The sequence below is a fragment of the Kitasatospora cystarginea genome (assembly GCF_039533515.1).
Taxonomy (GTDB): Bacteria; Actinomycetota; Actinomycetes; order Streptomycetales; family Streptomycetaceae; genus Kitasatospora; species Kitasatospora cystarginea.
Window position 1 is genome coordinate 13,339 of record NZ_BAAATR010000058.1, and the last position, 16,810, is coordinate 30,148.

15 protein-coding genes and 1 tRNA gene are annotated in these 16,810 nt (G+C 70.8%); 11 read left to right on the plus strand and 5 right to left on the minus strand.

Annotation, left to right across the window (positions count from 1 at the left end; translation table 11 throughout):
- Positions 1–59: 59 nt before the first annotated feature.
- On the plus strand, positions 60–383 hold the full coding sequence (locus tag ABD369_RS36680; protein WP_344640981.1) for a hypothetical protein: 324 nt from the start codon (positions 60–62) through the stop codon (positions 381–383).
- A 356-nt stretch (positions 384–739) separates the two neighbouring features.
- Here the strand turns inward: ABD369_RS36680 and ABD369_RS36685 are convergent, their stop codons facing one another.
- Complete coding sequence (locus ABD369_RS36685) at positions 740–1,183, minus strand: anthrone oxygenase family protein (RefSeq protein WP_344640982.1); 444 nt, start codon at positions 1,181–1,183, stop codon at positions 740–742.
- A 91-nt stretch (positions 1,184–1,274) separates the two neighbouring features.
- On the opposite strand from ABD369_RS36685, the gene ABD369_RS36690 reads away from it, so the two are divergent.
- From ABD369_RS36690 to ABD369_RS36700, 3 genes are all read left to right on the plus strand, one after another.
- Positions 1,275–1,853, plus strand: coding sequence for a TetR/AcrR family transcriptional regulator (locus ABD369_RS36690; protein WP_344640983.1), 579 nt, complete (start codon positions 1,275–1,277; stop codon positions 1,851–1,853).
- A gap of 654 nt (positions 1,854–2,507) precedes the next feature.
- The gene (locus ABD369_RS36695) at positions 2,508–3,206 is read left to right on the plus strand and encodes a helicase associated domain-containing protein (protein ID WP_344640984.1); all 699 of its coding nucleotides are present in this window, start codon (positions 2,508–2,510) and stop codon (positions 3,204–3,206) included.
- A 121-nt stretch (positions 3,207–3,327) separates the two neighbouring features.
- A complete protein-coding gene (locus ABD369_RS36700) occupies positions 3,328–4,662 on the plus strand; it encodes a Tim44 domain-containing protein (protein ID WP_344640985.1) in 1,335 nt (444 codons plus the stop codon).
- Between the two features lie 235 nt (positions 4,663–4,897).
- Here ABD369_RS36700 and ABD369_RS36705 read toward each other — a convergent pair whose 3' ends face one another.
- Positions 4,898–5,119 carry an integrase gene (locus ABD369_RS36705; protein WP_344640986.1) on the minus strand — a complete coding sequence of 74 codons (222 nt, stop codon included), beginning with the start codon at positions 5,117–5,119 and terminating at the stop codon, positions 4,898–4,900.
- 206 nt (positions 5,120–5,325) lie between these two features.
- Between ABD369_RS36705 and ABD369_RS36710 the strand changes: the two genes are divergently transcribed.
- Both ABD369_RS36710 and ABD369_RS36715 read left to right on the plus strand, forming a co-directional pair.
- Positions 5,326–5,742 carry a spore-associated protein A gene (locus tag ABD369_RS36710; protein ID WP_344640987.1) on the plus strand — a complete coding sequence of 139 codons (417 nt, stop codon included), beginning with the start codon at positions 5,326–5,328 and terminating at the stop codon, positions 5,740–5,742.
- 94 nt (positions 5,743–5,836) lie between these two features.
- Positions 5,837–6,349 carry a hypothetical protein gene (locus ABD369_RS36715; protein ID WP_344640988.1) on the plus strand — a complete coding sequence of 171 codons (513 nt, stop codon included), beginning with the start codon at positions 5,837–5,839 and terminating at the stop codon, positions 6,347–6,349.
- Between the two features lie 109 nt (positions 6,350–6,458).
- Here ABD369_RS36715 and ABD369_RS36720 read toward each other — a convergent pair whose 3' ends face one another.
- Positions 6,459–7,013: a hypothetical protein gene (locus tag ABD369_RS36720; RefSeq protein ID WP_344640989.1), complete on the minus strand. Its 555-nt coding sequence runs from the start codon at positions 7,011–7,013 to the stop codon at positions 6,459–6,461.
- Between the two features lie 186 nt (positions 7,014–7,199).
- Here ABD369_RS36720 and ABD369_RS36725 point away from each other — a divergent pair, with 186 nt between their 5' ends.
- Together ABD369_RS36725 and ABD369_RS36730 are read left to right on the plus strand one after the other, a co-directional pair.
- Complete coding sequence (locus tag ABD369_RS36725; RefSeq protein ID WP_344640990.1) at positions 7,200–7,451, plus strand: hypothetical protein; 252 nt, start codon at positions 7,200–7,202, stop codon at positions 7,449–7,451.
- A gap of 406 nt (positions 7,452–7,857) precedes the next feature.
- Positions 7,858–7,931: transfer RNA gene (locus tag ABD369_RS36730), tRNA-Met, on the plus strand.
- Positions 7,932–8,401: 470 nt separating this feature from the next.
- Here ABD369_RS36730 and ABD369_RS36735 read toward each other — a convergent pair.
- A complete protein-coding gene (locus ABD369_RS36735) occupies positions 8,402–8,851 on the minus strand; it encodes an SRPBCC family protein (protein WP_344640991.1) in 450 nt (149 codons plus the stop codon).
- A 679-nt stretch (positions 8,852–9,530) separates the two neighbouring features.
- Here ABD369_RS36735 and ABD369_RS36740 point away from each other — a divergent pair.
- The 3 genes from ABD369_RS36740 (at position 9,531) to ABD369_RS36750 (ending at position 13,492) form a co-directional block, all read left to right on the plus strand.
- Positions 9,531–10,919, plus strand: coding sequence for an AAA family ATPase (locus tag ABD369_RS36740; protein ID WP_344640992.1), 1,389 nt, complete (start codon positions 9,531–9,533; stop codon positions 10,917–10,919).
- Positions 10,920–10,985: 66 nt separating this feature from the next.
- A complete protein-coding gene (locus ABD369_RS36745; RefSeq protein WP_344640993.1) occupies positions 10,986–12,728 on the plus strand; it encodes a Mu transposase C-terminal domain-containing protein in 1,743 nt (580 codons plus the stop codon).
- Positions 12,725–13,492 carry an AAA family ATPase gene (locus ABD369_RS36750; RefSeq protein ID WP_344640994.1) on the plus strand — a complete coding sequence of 256 codons (768 nt, stop codon included), beginning with the start codon at positions 12,725–12,727 and terminating at the stop codon, positions 13,490–13,492. Before ABD369_RS36745 ends, ABD369_RS36750 begins: the two co-directional genes overlap by 4 nt.
- Positions 13,493–13,689: 197 nt before the next feature.
- On the opposite strand, the gene ABD369_RS36755 is transcribed toward ABD369_RS36750, so the two are convergent.
- The gene (locus ABD369_RS36755) at positions 13,690–16,257 is read right to left on the minus strand and encodes a DEAD/DEAH box helicase (RefSeq protein WP_344640995.1); all 2,568 of its coding nucleotides are present in this window, start codon (positions 16,255–16,257) and stop codon (positions 13,690–13,692) included.
- Between the last annotated feature and the right edge of the window lie 553 nt (positions 16,258–16,810).

Below are 16,810 nucleotides of genomic sequence, written 5' to 3' on the forward strand. Positions count from 1 at the left end.
TACTCCGTCCGGGTGGCGGCGGGGTTCGGCGGGACAGCGTGGTGGGCAGAGCCTGCGACATGACGACACCGATGACCAGGCGCCGCCGTCGCCGCCGTCCGGCCGCGCCCACCGCGTCCGCGCCCGCCGCCCCGGTCCGCGCCGGATGGCCGCCCGCCCCCACCGCCCACCTGCCCGACGCCCTGGTGGAGGCCGTCGCCCGCACCGAGCAGGACGACCCAGGCCAGGCGCCGGTGGTGTGGCTGCCAGCGGCCGACGCGGCCGGCCTCCACCTGTACCCGGCCATCGGCGCCGCCCTCGGCCAGGCCGCCCGACCCGACACCACCGCCGACGGCCCGCTGCTGCTCCCGGCGATGACCGGCGCGTCCTACCAGTGGCGCTGACGTCCCGCGCTGTGCCGGGACACGCTGGTTGTCACCCCTTATGGGCTCTGACCTGGCGGCCTCGTTGCGGTGGGACAGGACAGTTGTCACCGATGGGCCAAGATTGTTGTCACCTGACGCCGGTTGCCGCGCTTGTTGTCACCCGGATCCGGCTGGCGGCGGCTGAGTGGTTCGCGGCCGAGGCGCGGTGTGAGGTTGAGCCCACCAAGGGCAGCTGGCGGGCTCGCGTCCCATGAGGAAGGACCCCCTGGTAGGGGGTCCCGGGTTCCGAGGGCGGTGTTGATCCGTGCGGATCGTCGGCTACCGCCCGCGGAGTGGGGGAGTGCGTGCCGCCTTCGCGATGTCGGGCTGCGGGCTCAGAGGGCGGCGACGAGCAGGGTGAAGGCGGCGGCGATGACGGCGACGCGGGCGTAGTGGAAGCGGTCCCAGCGGTTCCCCTGCTCCCTCCAGTCGGCGGGCCGGTTGTCGGGGGTCCAGGTCTTGCTCTGGTTGTTGATCGGGACGAGCAGCAGGACGGACATGATCACGCTGACGATCAGCAGTGCGGCGGCGGTGACGACCAGGCCGGTGCCGTGGTGGTGCCATCCGGCGACGGCCCAGACCGCGGCGAGGACGAGTGAGCCGATGTACCAGAACGGCATCACGGCGCCGAGCATCCGGCCCCCGTGGGCGCGGGCGAGCAGGTAGCTGTCGTCGGGGAGGGCGTTGAAGATCGGGTTCATGACGAAGGCGACGGAGAACTCCACCCCCACCATCAGGCCGACGAGCACGGTGGTGATGACCTCGAGTGCGTTGAGCATGGCGACCTCTCCTGGGATCTAGCGCTGCTAGGTGACGAAGTAATGCTAGATCTGCTGCCGCTCACTTGTCTAGCGGTGCTAGGATCGGGTCATGTCGGTACAGGAACGCAAGGAACGCGAACGGGCGGCCCGTGAGCGCCTCATCGTGGCGACGGCCCGCGAACTCGCCGAGCAGCAGGGCTGGGACGCGGTCACCACCCGCCGGCTCGCCGAGCGCATCGAGTACAGCCAGCCCGTCCTCTACAGCCACTTCCGCGGCAAGCGTGAGATCATCGGCGCCGTCGCCCTGGAGGGTGTCGCCGAGATGGCCGTGGCCCTGCGGACCGCGACCTCCGCCGCGGACGGCGCTCGCGCCCGGGTCACCGCCCTCGCCCGCACGTACCTTGAGTTCGCCGAACGCAACCCGGCGGTCTACGACGCCATGTTCCAGCTCGACGGCGGCCTGGCCTTCGCGGCCGAGGACACCCCGGAGCCGCTGAAGGACGGCTTCGCCGCCCTGTTGGAAAGCCTCGGCGAGGTCGCCGGGGACGGCGTCAACCCGGGACTGTTCACCGAGGTGTTCTGGGCGGCCCTGCACGGGCTGGCCACCCTGACCCGGGCGGGCCGGCTGCCGCCGGCGGAAGCCGAGCGGCGGGTGGAGCTGCTGGTGGACCGGCTCGCCATGATCTGACACACCGTCCGGGCGGACGGGCAGCCGGGGCCCTCCGGCCCGGCTGCCGGCCTGCGGCATCGCCGCTCAAGAGCCACCGCACCGAGAACCGGCCGGCGCGAACGAGACCGAGCGGGAATCCGACAGCCTCCATGCGACAGGACACCCGGCTCAATCGGGCTGTACGTACGTCGCCGCTCGTGGTGACAGAAACCATGTCCAGGTGACATCTACCGTGTCCCGGCATACGCGCGCATGCCGAATCCGGCCCAGGCACGGGTTGCCTCTGAGGTTGCTACTGGAGGCGGCGTCGCCGGAAGCGGCGATTGCGCAGTTCAGGGCCCGTTTGTCCATAGGTCGGCGGAGGCCGACTACTTCTCCCTGGGCCCCTTGGCGGTGCCGGGTGAAGTCCGGGCACCGGAGCCGTCGAGGGGGAGGAGGAGTAGGAGAACAGGCGCGCAGAGCAGGAGCGGAGACGAGATCCCGGCAACCTGATGCTGCGCGCCGACGGCGTGAAGGGTTGTCCGCTGCGCGGTGGCCCGGCGGCCCCGCTTAGCGGTGCCACCGGCCGGGGGGGGGGGGGGGGCGGGGGCGGGGAGGAGGACGGTAGACCGTCCCGGCGCCCCTGCTTGCCGCCTACAGCTCCGTCCACCCGCACGCCCGCCCACCCGGTCGTTGAGCGGGTGCCAGACCGGGGCGGCCGGGCCGCGCTGGACCAGGTCCTCGATCCGGGCGGCGCCGGCCGGGACGGCGGAGAGCATCTCGGCGGTGGCCGGGTTCTCCTCGGCGGCGAGGCGCAGGTCCGCCACCGCCGAGCGCACCTGGGCCGCGCCGGTGCCGACCAGGACCACCAGCAGCTGCGGGAAGGACCGCCAGCGCCACCTGGGCGGCCAGGGCCTGCTCGACCCGGCCCGCGTCTCGGAGTTGGACGCGCTCGGCATGATCTGGTCGAAGAACGCAGGCGCCTGGGAACGCGGGGCCGCCTACGCCGCCGCCTTCCACCGCCAGCACGGCCACCTCGCGATCCCGGCGACCGCGAAGCTGGACGACTACGCGGTGGGCGCGTGGATGCGCCGCCAGCGCAAGGCCGACAACCTCAACCCCGACCAGATCGCGAAGCTCGACTCGCTGGACGAGCTGTGGCGCCTGGAGCCGGACTGGAACCGCTCCTACCGCCGCCTGCTCGCCTACCTCGCCGCCGGCGGCACCCTGGACGGCCCGGCGAACCGCACCGGCCTCGGCGACGACCCCACGTTCCGGCCCGGCACCTGGCTGCGCAAGCAAGCAACGGCGCGCACCGCCGGCAAGCTGACCGACCACCAGACCGCGCTCCTGGACGCGCTCCACTGGCACGCCGAGACCGTCGCGGGCTGACCCGCCCCGCACCGACGCCGCCATCCCCCGTGCCGGGCGGCCCGCTGGCCTCCAAACCTCCCGAACACCCCCGGCTTGTAGGCTGGCGCGGAAAATCTCCGGTTCGTTGAGGGAGGGCCCGGTGCGCGTCCGCCGGTGGATATGTGTGCTCGCGGGAGCCGTCGCGCTGAGCAGCCCGACGGCCGCCTACGCCCGCGGCGGGGGCGGCGGTCACGGCTTCGGTGGCCACGGTGGCGGCGGCGGGGGCAGTGGGGGCGGCCATGGCGGCGGCTTCCACGGGTCGGGCGGCGGCTTTGGAGCGGGCGTCGGGGCCGGGAGCGGCGGGCTCCTCACCGTGCTGGTGATCGTGGCCGTCGTCCTCCTGATCCTGTGGCTGTGGTCCCGGCGCCGCAGGGCAAAACTGGCACAGGGCCTGAACACCGTCTCCGACCGCACGGCGCACCGCGCGGACGCGCAGGCGCGCGAGCGCGCCGCCCGCATCTCGGCCCGCGTCGACGCCATCGCCGACACGGATGCGACCTTCGAGCGCGCGGCGCTCGAGCAACGCGCCGTGTGGCTGTACGAGACGGCCCAACGTGCCTGGAGCGGGCACGATCACGCCACGCTGCAGCGGATCCTGTCCCCGGTGCTGTACGGCAAGTGGGCCGAGGAGCTGCACGACTACGCCTCACGCGGCGAGGTCAACGTCGTGGAGATCGTCTCCGGCCCGGTCGTCGAACTGGTCGACGTCGCCAACCGCGCGGGCGAGGTGAACGACACCGTCACCTTCCGGATCACCGCGACGCTCAACGACTACGTACGCCGCGCCGACGGCGGTCAGGCCGTGCGCAAGGACGGCTCGACGCGCCCGGTCGAGTACTGGACACTGCGCAAGAACACGGCCGGGCAGTGGATCGTGTCGTCGCTGGAACAGGCCGCCGAGGGCGCGCACCACCTGAGCGGCGCCATCGAGACGGACGGCTGGGACCAGAAAGAGGTCGCCCGCGAGGCCGTGCTCGAGGTGGCCGGCAAGAGCACAGTCACCAAGGTGAGCGACATCCTGTCGCTCACCAACATCTCGTGGAGCACCGACGCCGACACCGCCGCCGGCGACCTGAGCGTCCTCGACGGCCGGTTCGACAAGTCCGTCCTCGAGGTCGCCGTCGAGCGGTTCCTCGAGGAATGGTCCATGAACGACGGCAGCCTTGACTTCACGCTCGTACGCACCGCCCACCGGACCGTCATGCGCCAGGCCACCGTCACCCGCGTCACGGTGCGCTCGCTGGTCTCCCGCGACCCGGTCGTCTTCCGCGTCACGGTCGACACCGAGGGCGTCTACTACGAAGTCGACCGCCGCAGCGAACAGGTACTGCGCGGTGACCCGCACAAACGCAGGCCCATCACCTTCACCTTCGACCTGCGCCTGGACGACACACCGGCCAACGTGTGGACCGTCATCGCCGCCACGGTCGAGTAGACCAGCCCAGGTCGGCACCACGGGCTCTCACGCCCACACCCCGGCGCCGCCCCGCCCGGACACCCACCACCACGCACGGACCGCTCACGGCCACCGGACCGGGCCGGCACGGCCATTGCCGGGCCTGGCAACGACCGCAGCCCCACCCCCAACACTCTCCCGCAGGGGGCGGGGAGAGCCTGCGGGGCGGGGCCGGAAAGAACCCTGCGCCTGCCGAATATCTCATCCAGCCAGGTCACGCGGCGTGTCGGTACTCGTGGATCACTCCGCCGAGCCGGTCATGTCGGCGTATGTCCAGGCGAGAGATTCGTCCGGGATCAGTGATCGGCTCGGGCACCACGCGTAGGGGCGCCGCCTGGTTCATGGCCTGGTGGGGCCGGTGCGCGTTGTAGTGGCACTCGAACTCGCGCAGGGCGTGGCGCAGGTGGCGCTCGTTCCAGATCAGGGTCCGGTCCACCGGCTCCGTGCCGCAGTGACGGGATCGGGCGTCATCCCGGGAGCACGACGCCGATATGCCGGCGTTACCACCGCGATACGGCGAGAGATGAGGATGCCAGGCGCGATGCGGCGGTCTGCGGTCATGGGCTCAGTCTCCGTACCGCTCTCTCACGCCGGCACCGGCCGGGGTCGGCGTGACCGAGTCGAACGAAATGGAGTGGACCAGTGCACCAGCGGATCAAGCGAGCAGCCGCCCGGGTCGGAGCCCTGACCCTGCTGGCCGGCGGCACCGCGATAGCCGTTCCGACCACCGCCCAGGCGGCCGACTACAACGGGGTCTGCGGCTCGGGCTACTCGGTCATCGACCACCGGGACCTCAACCTCGGCGGCACGGTCTACCTGACCTACAACAGCAGCAACGGCTACAACTGCGTGGTGACGATCCGCGACAACCCGGGCCCCGCTCTGCTCATGCTCGCCGGGCTCAGGCAGACCGGCTCCTCCACCTGGACCAAGCTCGACGAGAACTACTACACCACCTACGCCGGGCCGGTCTACCTCTACGCAGCGCACAGCTGCATCGACTGGGAGGGCGGGATCGAGGACAACATCAGCGGCGGCTTCGACAAGCACTGCAGCTGAGGTGATCCCGCTGTTAGCCGCGCGATACACGGCGTTCGTAGGTTGATCGCCGAGGTGGGGGGCGACCCCACAGCACAACTCGTGAGGAGACCTCATGGCAAGCAGTCAGCTCTGCGCTTCGCGCCTGCGCAAGACCGTGATGCGGGCCGCCGTGGTGGGCGCCGCGGCTCTCACCGTACTCGGCCTGTCCAGTGCGGAGGCGATGGCCCTGGACCCTGGTACCACGGCCGCCACCTTCACTCTCGCGCAGCCCGACTCGTACGCCGGCGAAATCGCCGATTCCACCGGGGCCAGGCTGGTGCTGCAGAACGATGGGAACCTGGTGCTGTACACGCACACTGGCGACATTGACAACGCGTTGTGGGCCAGCGGCACCGCCGGCAAGGGCGTGACCCACGTCGACTGGTCGCGGTCCGGCTACGCCAAGCTACTGGACAGCTCCAACAACGTCGTGTGCACCATGGGCGCGCTCAACCCCGCCCCGGGCGGCACGGTCCGGGTCCAGAACGACGGCAACATGGTCTTCTACGGCACCAACGGCAACCCCACCTGGTCCACCGGCACCTACGGCGGCCAGATCGGCAACCTGAACTACTGCTACACCTGAGCCGCCCGGGCCGAGCGGTCCGGCAGTAGGAACAGCGCGGCCAGGCACCAGTTCCCCGGTGCCTGGCCGAAAACGGAAACGGGTGCAGATCCAATCGGCGTGTTGTTGATCAAGCCGCGAGGTTGAACCCATCGCGGTAGCGGGCTTGGTGGTTGCGGGTGAACTCCTGCTGTTCGTGCCAGGCCCAGTAGGCGTTGAAGTCGCCGTTGCTGCGCAGGGCGCGGAGCTTGAGGACGGCCTCGGCGCCGGACAGGCCCCAGCGGGCTCCGGTGATGTCCAGGCGGTCCTTGACCAGGTGGCGGCAGGCGCCCTCGATGATGCCGGTGGCCATGGGCCAGCCGCGGTCCAGGGCGAGGTCGTAGCGCAGGTACTCGGCCTTGTTCCGCAGGTAGGCGACGGCGTCGTCGATGCCCTTGCAGTGGTTCGTGGTCAACCGCGTGGCGCGGGCGGCGGTTTGGAGGGCGTCGGCGACCTGGCCGGCGCCGCCGGCGAGGAGGGTGCGGGCGTGGCGGGCGACCCATGCCTCGGCGGCCGGGTCGCCGGGGGTGTGCAGGCACCAGGCCGCGCCCCACAGGTATTCCAGGACGTGGATCAGGTCGACGACGATGTGCACCGTCACGCCGCGGCGGGTGGCTTCGGCGGTGATGAGGTCGAGTCTTTCCACGCGATAGCCGTGGGAAAGAGGGCTGAGCCCGACCGTGGTGCTGGGCTCACCCGCCCAGCGCGGCCCACCGCGCTCCGCTGTCGCCCATCGGCGAACTCCGGCAAGCCCAGCTACAGATGAAACAGCCTTCCCCTCCGTCGGCGGACGCCCCTAAAGTGTGCGCACGATCAAGCAAGGGAGTCATACGTGGCCAAGACGATCGCTGCCGCGTTCCTGTCCGACTCGTCCTGGGACGGAGCGCCGGAAACCCAGGCCCCGATCCGGCGGCCGATGCTCGACTGGCAGGAGCTGAGCAAGATCCTGGGCCAGAACCCGTACGGCGGCTGCGCCTATCGATTCGGACGGCAAGATCCACAAGCGTTAGCACTCCGCCAGGCAAGACCAGGAACAGCTGCCCGTGGTGCCTGCTTGCCTGCCTCGCCGCCAGCGGCACCCTGATCGGACCGGCGAACCGGACGGGTGGCGATCGCCCTCCTGGACGCCCTGCAACACATCTGGATGGGCAACTGGCCATCGCAGCCCGGGCTCGGTAGGCCGGGCCCCGCCCCCACGACGTCCCGATCCATCGCCTGATCCCTGACGCCCGGTGGGGTGGTTGTCCGGACGACCTGGCACGAGCCCGCGTGTACGACGTGGGCTCGGCGATGACCAGGCGGCGCGAGTGCCGAACCGGCTCGCACGCGGGTGTGCGCGGTCTTGGTCAACGACGGCCGGGTGCGTCCGGTCCACTGGGGCAGCGTGCGGTCCGTGGGGAAGACCGCGGCGAGGTAGGCAGGGGTGAGCCGGACCGTTGGGGGAACCGATTTCGTATCGGCACGATTGCCGCATAGGGTGGTGTCACCGACGCGGGGTGGAGCAGCTCGGTAGCTCGCTGGGCTCATAACCCAGAGGTCGCAGGTTCAAATCCTGTCCCCGCTACTACCAAGGCCGGGGCTGGCGCACGAATGCGCTAGCCCCGGCCCTGTCCGTTGGTCAGCTGGCAGCGCGAGCAGGCCCGCGCTGAGGGCAAGCTGACCGCCCGGCAGATCTGCCGCGTACGGAGGCACGCAGCCTGGATTGTCGCCGACGTTCGGGGGGCGTCATTGGATGGCCTTGAGGATGGCGCTGACGAACTGGAGGATCGCGTGGCCCCAGGGGGTTGCTGCGATCAGGACGCCGAATAGCCGCCTGCGGTCCGTCAGAACTTGCCGACGATGTGCAGGACCTCCTCGGCGCCCGTTCGGTGACGCACCCGGGCGCGGCCTCCAGGCGCCACACCTCGACCGGGTACCGGGCCCGGCGCGCTTGCGTAGCTCGGCGACCGCGGCCGCCGCGCCGATCCGGCTGCGCGCCGCCGGCCTCGGTGCTGGCCTCGGCCAGGCGCTCGGCCACCAGGTCCAGGCTGGCGCTCAGCGCAGGAGGTTGGCGAGGTAGGTGTTGCGGTTCCGGATCAGACGGGGCATGTACCAGCCGAGAACGGTCGTGTCGGCCATACGGCCGAGGGGCCCGAGCGGGGATGCGAAGTCGATGACGTCTCGCATGATGCTTCCGCCGGTGCCGTCGGGTTCGAAGAAGTGGGCGTGCCGCCATCGCTTGAACGGCCCGCGCTCCTGCTCGTCGACGAAGTGCCGCGGCGGGTCATAGGCCATGATGCGGGCGGTGAGCTGCCAGGTCAGGCCGAAGTGGCGGGCCTGGAAGGTCACGGCGTCGCCGAGGGAGAGGCGGCCGTGGGTGGTGCCGGCAACCGCCCGCTCTGCGGACGCGGCCATCGACTGGGTGTGGGCCTCGACGTCGAGGCATGCCTCGAACGCTCGTTGCGGGGGTACCGAGAGAACCGTGGTGATCTCGAACTGGGGCATCGGGGACCTTTGATTCGCGTCGGCCGTTCGGATCGCCGTCGCAGGCGAGACGCCTCCGAACGGCACGACTGCTGTGGACGTCGGTGATTGGCAGTGGGGCGTCTTAAGCCCAGCGCCGTCCACACCCGGGCCCGGTGCGCAGCGCGCACCCGCTCGGCCAGCACAAGGACGGCGGTGCGAACCTGCTCCACCGACCCGCAGCGCGACGGTCAGCCGCCACGCCTCGGCCTCGCCGACCGGGACGGCCGACTCCTGGTGCTGCCACTCGCCCACACTCTCCCCCTGCCCGCCGACGGCCGCCCGAACCCGCCGCCGGGTCGCAGCGCGGCTGTGTCCAGCACGCCAACCGGATGGTGAGTTTCGCCCCCGGGGCCTGGTACGGGGTGGCGGTGGGGGTGCGGGTTGGGGTGATGTCGGGCCTGGAGTTTCGCGGGTTGGTTGAGAAGGTTTCTGTGAGTGTGCGTGGTGGTGTCAGCGGGATGGGCGGCAGCGGGCTGATTGATGGCAGGGGATCGCTGAGCTCGGCTTCTGTCTGATGGTGTCGTGGATCTCGGCTGTCATGAAGTGACCAATCCGCTGTCATGACACGCGGATTGTGCCTAGCACACCAGGATGACGGCTGACACGAGGATGCTCATTCCTGTGCAGAGCGCTTGGGCGGGGGAGTGGGCTGGTGTGCATGACCGCCGATCCCGCGCTTGCGCAGCCCGACACCCTGCCGAGAGTCTCTGCGGCATCCGCAGCCGATGTGGAACCGCTCGCGTCCCGGTCACGGGAACGGGCGTTGGTACGGCAGGTGGTGGTAGGTCGTCTGCTCGTGCTGGATGAGGCCGGGACCCTGGCGTCGGTGCATGCGCGGATCGCCGCCGAGTCAGCTGGGGTGTCGGTACGCACGGTGTCGCGCTGGCTGGCCGCCGCCCGCCAGTCGGGCCGTCTGGAGGCGGTACCGCGTCGTGGCGCCTTCACGGTCACTGAGGAGTTGTGGGCCCGGCTTTCCGAGGTGGGCGGGAACGTGGCGGCCCTGCACCGTCAGCTGGCCGGACAGGCCGGGAGCGATCCGGGACAGGCGTTCGTGGGGCCGGTGCCGTCATTGGCGACGCTTCAACGGGCAGTGCGCCGGGAACGGCAGGCCGGCCGTGTTCTGCAGACTACCCGGCCCGGCTCTGGCCGGGTGGATCCTGCGGTGTATGACCGCGCGCTGGCGGAGCTGGCCCTGCCCGGCACGGTCGATGAAGCCAGCCAGGCTCCACCTGCCCCTCCACCTGCCCCTGGCCCTACTACCGAGCCCGCCGCGCCGGCCGTGCCCGATGGATCTTCGGGGGCCGTGCCGCTGGGAGTGCGGCTATACGTTCCCGGCGCTCACGTCGCCGCGACACGCCAGCTGGGCGAAGTGACCGAGGCGATCGCGCACACGATCGCCGCGCGCGGGATCGCCTGCGTCTACGGGGACACCGGTCAGGGCAAGACGGTCGCGGTCCACCAGGCCCTTGGCCTGCTGCCGCGCCGTCTGCCTGTCCGCCAGGCGCAGGTAGCGGTGAAGCCGGCCCTGCCGCAGCTGCGCGCCGCGCTTCTGACCGCGTTCGGCCTGCCGGCCACCGCGCTCACGAACCGCACCGACGCGGCCGACCGCGCGCTCATCGACGCCTTCAGGACCCCGGGGGTGGTCCTGATCGACGACGTCCAGCGCATCGCCGCCCCCGAACTCGACTACCTGCGCCTGCTGGCCGACGCCCCGACCACGCAGACCTCACTGGTGCTGTGCGGGGCCGGTGCCGAGCGCATGCTGGCCCGGGCCCCCGCGCTGGCCTCGCGGGTGCTGACCTGGCAGCACGTCCCCCGCCTGGAAGCCTCCCAAGTGCCCGCCGTGCTGCGCCTGTTCCACCCGCTGTGGCACACCGCGAACGACGCCGATCTGCTGCACGCGGACGAGACCTGCGCACGGGGGAACTTCCGGACCTGGGCGAAGATCACCTCCCACGCCTACGCGGCGCTGGACCAACGCCCCGGCACCAGTGCCGATGGCGCGCTGCTTGAGAGGGCCTGCTCCCGCCTCGGTCCCAACCTCTGACCCCAGCCCGCTGATCCCCAGTCCGTTGCGCCGACCGCCCACCGCGGGTTCGCGGGAAAGACATCGATGAACACCACCACCCCCAACACCACCGCCCTCCACACGCTCCCACCGGCCAAGGCCCAGCCCGCCCTCGACACTGTGTCGTTGAATGCCCTGCGCGGACCGGCCGTGCGCCGTCTGCTCGCCCTGCGCGCCGAGCACCAACTCACCCGCGCGCACGTCCACACCACGGCGCAGTGCCTGGCGGTCTCCGACCGGACGGTGTGGCGGTGGCTGGCCGAGGCCACCGTCGCACCGGAGACCGCCGAACGCCCCGGAGCGCGTGACAGCGACCGGTTCGATATCACGCCGCAGATCCGGGTGCTGCTCGCGTACTGGCGCGGCAACGCCTCCGCGGTCCACCGCGAGCTCCTCGCCCACGCCCGCGCGGCCACCAGACCCGACACCGCCACCAACGAAGCCACCCCACTGACATCCCCACCCCAGCCGAGCCGCCTGGCGGTCCCAGGCGGCGCACCACCGACCGCAGTCCCCGTGCTGGAGAAGGTGCCGTCCCTGGCTACGTTCCTGCGCGCAGTGCGCCGCGATCTGACGGCGGGGGAGCGGGCCGGGTACCGCCATGGACCCGAGGCGGCCCGCGCGCTTGACGTCTTCGGCAAGCGCCCCCCGACCTGGCGCAACCACGCCTGGGAGGGCGATCACGTCCAGGCGCCGCTGCGCGTGCACGCCGACGGACAACTGATACGGCCCCACATCACCTGGTTCATCGACTGCGCGACCAAAGCGATCACCGGCGTCGCGGTGACCCCGGGCTGCCCCTCACGCGCCTCGATCCTGGCTGCCCTGCGCTCAGCGGTCCTGCGCACCGGGCCCTACGGACCCGTCGGGGGCCGGCCGGAGACCGTGCGGATCGACCGCGGCAAGGATTTCCTCTCCCGCACCGTCACCGCGGCGTTCGACGCCCTCGGCACGACCATGGACGACCTGCCCGCCTACAGCCCCCACCTGAAAGGCAGCATCGAGAACCTGAACCGCAACGCGACACGGATGCTGTTCGCCGCCCTTCCCGGCTACCGCACCAAACAGCCCCGCCGCCGCCCCGACCGCCTCCCCACCGCACCCGTCCTGTCCTTCGAGGACTTCACCGCCGAAGTACTGGCCTGGGTCACCTGGTGGAACACCGAACACCACCCGGACGGCCTGAACGGACACACCCCGCTTCAGGCCTGGCAGCAGGACCCCACACCACTCACCGACATCCCGCCCACGGACCTGTGGTCGTTCACCCTCGAAGACGACGGCCGCACCCGCGTCATCACCAGCCACGGGGTCCGCTTCAAGAACCGCGACTACCTCGCGGACTGGATGACCGGGCAGGCCGGCCGCGAGGTCAGGGTGCGGTTCATGCCCCACCACACCCACGAGATCGAAATCTGCGACCCCGCCGGCCGCCGCCTCGGAACCGCCTACCTCGCCGACCAGGCCACCCCCGAACAACTCACCGCGCTGCGCCACGCCCGCACCCGGCGCGCACAGCGCCTGCGGGCCGAAGCGAAAGCCGCCGAGCAACTGCGCCAGGAACGCTTCGCCCCCACCACCACCGCGACCGCACCACGCCGCCTGGACGCGACCACCGCCGCCGAGGCGACCCGGGAGCTATCCCGCCACCACGAGAGCGACCTTGCTGCGCTGGCACTGCCGGAGCTGATCCCGCCCGCCCCGCCACCGGCCGACTGGGCCACCCCCGCCGCCGTGAGAACCGCCACCCGGCCCACCCCACCCACCGACCGTAAGGACGCCCCGTGACCCGTCGCCTGCCGCCCCCACCCACCGACCAATACGTCGCTCTGCCCGAGGCCCGCCTCGTGACCACCCGCGCGCTGCTCACCGTGCGCGAGAACCTCGCCGACACCATCGCCGCCCGCGCCATGATGTGCATCCACGGCGGCGCCGGCTTCGGCAAGACCGTCGCCGTGACCAGCTGCCTGCGCGAACTCGAACCCGGCGAAGACATCCACCGCATCACCTTCCACACCCGCCCCACCACCCGCGCGGTACGCCACGAACTGTTCACCAGCCTCGGACTACCAGGCCAGCCCCCGCGCTACGCCAGCGAGTTCGACCACCTCCTCAAGACCGCACTCGCCACCCACCCCCGCACCCTCGTCCTGGACGAGGCCCAATGGCTCTCCAGCGACCAGCTGGAGTACGTCCGCTACCTCTGGGACGACCCCTACACCCAGCTCGCCGTCGTCTTCGTCGGCGGAGAAGGCTGCTACCAGGCCCTGCGCAAGGAACCGATGCTCTCCTCCCGCATCTTCATCTGGCAACGCCTCGCCCGCCTCACCCCGGAAGAGGTCTCGGACGTCATCCCGCTCTACCACCCCATCTGGACCGAAGCCGACCCCGACGACATCGCCTTCGCCGACCACCACGCAGCCCACGGCAACTTCCGTAACTGGGCCCGCCTGACCGCCCACACCCACACAGCCCTCCTGCGCACAGGCCGCACCCGCGTCGACCAGGAGGTACTCCGGTGGGCCTTCAGCCGCCTGGGCCCGACCGGCTAAGCAGCAGCCCCACCCCAACGACAAAACCACGCCTGCCCCGGCTACGAACATCACCGAGACCACCATCAGCCGACCGACACCCAAGGTGCCAACACCCGGAGGTCGTCACCCCGAACGGGGACGGCGGCCTCCAGCGCTTTCTCAAGGCCCCGGCGGCGAACCATCGGCCAACGACACCAGCGCGGCCCGGTACCGGCCTACCAGGTCACGCCCAGGGCCTCCAGCTGGCCGCGCTGCTCCGGGCTGAGCTTGTCCCGCCGGGCCTTCTGGTTGTTCAACCAGGCTCCCAGAGACAGCCCCTCCTCGGTCTTGTGTGCGCGCGGGACCTTCGCGTGGCCCTCCCGCTCGACGAACGCCGCCAGCGCCGCCAGGCCGGCGCCGAACCGGTCCGCCCGTGACACCTTCGGCTTCGCCGCGGCCGCCGCCCGCGCGGCCGCCAGCTCGACGTCCTCGCCGATCCCGAGCGCCGCGAGCAGGTCCCGCTGCTCCTGGTCGAGATCGGCCCACCCGGCCCGCTGCGCCTGCACCCACCGGCCGAGCTGCTCGCCCTCGAACACGGTGTCCACGGGCAACACGGTCCAGTCGACCAGGCCGTCGGACTCCAGCCACCACTGCCGCGCGACGGCGTACGTGCGCTGCCAGACGATCGGCCAGGCCGGGCACCACCACGGGTCGATCTCCTCCAGCGCCCTGCGCCGCTCCGGCACGAGCGCCCCCGGCTGGCCAGCCGGCACCTGGGCCGCAGCCCGCAGCTCCGAGAGCCACGTGCCGATCGCATACCCGCCGATCGAGGCCCGGGCCGGCGCCGCGAGCGAGCCGCCGTGCCCCTTCGCCCAGACCCGCGCCCAGTCCAGCCCAGCCTCGAACCGCGCGTCGGAGACCGACCAGGTCATCCCGAGTGCATCGAGCATGTCGACCCGGTGTCGCGCCAATTCACCAGCAGAATGCTCGGTCCGCCGGTCCGACAGCCATTTCCCGAGAGGAAACTTCCCCTCCTCGCCGACCATCGCGGAATAGGGAACGTCAAGCCCGCCGGTCTCCTCGTGCCACCGCCTGGCGTGGTTGATCCCCTCACGCCAGAACTGGTTCTCCCCGGTCAGCACCCGCGACGCGATGAACAGCGCTAGCACGTTCTCGTCCACCGGCGCCTGGAACCGCACTGGAAGCGTGAACGCCCCCGAACCACCCTCACCAGACCAGCTCTCACCAGGCCCACAAGCCGCCTCAGCGCTACGCCCCTTCGTGCGCTTGCCAGACTTCTGCGGCACCGCGAGAGCCTCCACCACCCTGGCATCGTGTGACCTCAAAGCGGTCAGGACCTTGATCAACGCCGAATAGGATTCCGACTCCAGAATGTCCCCGGGCTCCTCCCCGGGCTTCAGGAAGACCGGCACGATCAGGCTCGCTGTCTTTCCCTCGCCGGGCTTCATCCGCAGGGCCCGGCCGATGGCCTGGACGATATCCACCATGCTGCCCCGGCCCTGCAGAAGAACAGAATCTGCGTCCGGGATATCGACACCTTCGCCGAGAACCTTGCACTGGGCGACGACCCGGTGCCTCAGACCGTCATCCCCCTCGCTGCTCCCAAAATCGGCGATGACCTCTTTACGAAAATCCACGTCGTGCTCGCCGGAGAGCCACTGCGTCCAGAACTCTTCGGGATATTTCTGCGGGTTATCGATGTTCAGTTTCTCGACGGTCTGGTTCAGCGTCTCGGCGAAGTAGCGGGCCTCGATCGTGCGGCTGTGGAACGTGATGCACCGCTGGAGGACGCGCTCCACCATCGTCTTGACGAGCCCCGCCTGGATGGCCGCGATGCGCGCGGCCGGCACCTCGTCCTCGCTCCCGTCCTCGGCCTCCCCGACACCCGGCCCCCACGGCACCCCCTGCTGCTGCGTCCCAGACCGGTCGCCGAGCGGGTCGCGCAGTTCCAGGACCACGATCTCGAACGGCGCTAGCAGCTTGCGGTCGATCGCCTCCGCCAGCCCCAGGGTGAACACCTGCGGCCCGTAGATCCGCTGGTCATCCATGGACACCGCCAACTCCTCCGGCAGCGGCTGCAGGGCGTCCTCGCGCCGCTTCATCGCCTTGCTGGGCGGCGCCCAGATCCGCGGAGTCGCCGTCATGTACAGCCGGCGCTCCGCTGGGATCTCGGCCTGGTCGTGGACCACGGTCCAGGTCTTCTCCACGCTCCCGGAGGACCGGTGCGCCTCGTCGCAGACCATCAGGCCCAGCGGGGGCAGCAGCTCACCCTGGCGCTCCGCCCAGTAGGCGTAGGCATCGGCGACCGCCCCGACCGAGGTGTAGGTGGCGAAGATGGTGGTCGGCCGGCGGTGCCTGGCCGCGTGCTGGAGCCACGTACCGATCATCAGCGGGCTGGTCGTGGCCATCACGCCGAACGGCAGCTCCGAATCGACCAGGGAGCAGACCGCGTGCATGTCCCCGGCCCGGCCGGCAGCCCGCCACGAGCCGACCATCTGCACCAGCAGGTCCAGCGTCGGCACAACCACCAGCACCGTCCCGCGCGAGGCGAGCCTCTGCCCGGCCGCGGCCCCCACGTAGGACTTCCCGGACCCGGTGGCCATCTGCACCGTGACCCGCAGACCGCTCGGAGAGACCGGCCGACCCGGACGGGGCGTCAGCCCCCGCACGATGGCCTCCAAGGCCTCCTCCTGATGCCCCCGCAGCGAGACGCCGGCGACGGACTGAGCGGCCATCAGGCCCGGCTTTACAACGTTCACGAAGACGAGTCTCCCCTCACCCATTCCCGAGCCCACACCCGGGACCACGCGGGAAATCCTGACAGTGCCTTACTGATACATTCGACGGACCGGCGAAGAAGTCCAGTCGACCGGAAAACGAGCCCGATTAGAGAGGCTATCCGGCAGGATATCAGCACCCGGTCACGATTTCCGGCAAATACCCGAAACGCAGGGGTGAGCCCTCCGCTTCCGGCGGGATCTCCTGACGGAACAAGATTGATACATTGGGGACCGTTACTCACCCCGCCAGGGTAGCGCAGCCCACCCCCCGATGGAGCCGAAACAGTGGTCTAGACCAGTCTGACAGGAGTGAAGCGGGCCCGACGCACCCCCTAGTCAGCCAGCAGTGAGATCAGCAAGAATTCCAGCTCAACAATGTGACCGAGGCTCAGCCACCGGCCACCATGGAGCGAAGCGGAGTGGTGGCAGCCCGAGCGCGGAGCGCCGGGCCCACCCGGGCGAAGCCCGGGTGCGGACACGCGGAGCGGGTCCGCCGCCTGACCGAAGGTCAGGCGCGAACGGAGGGCCGAAGGCCCGTAGGGACCCGCTCCGCGGG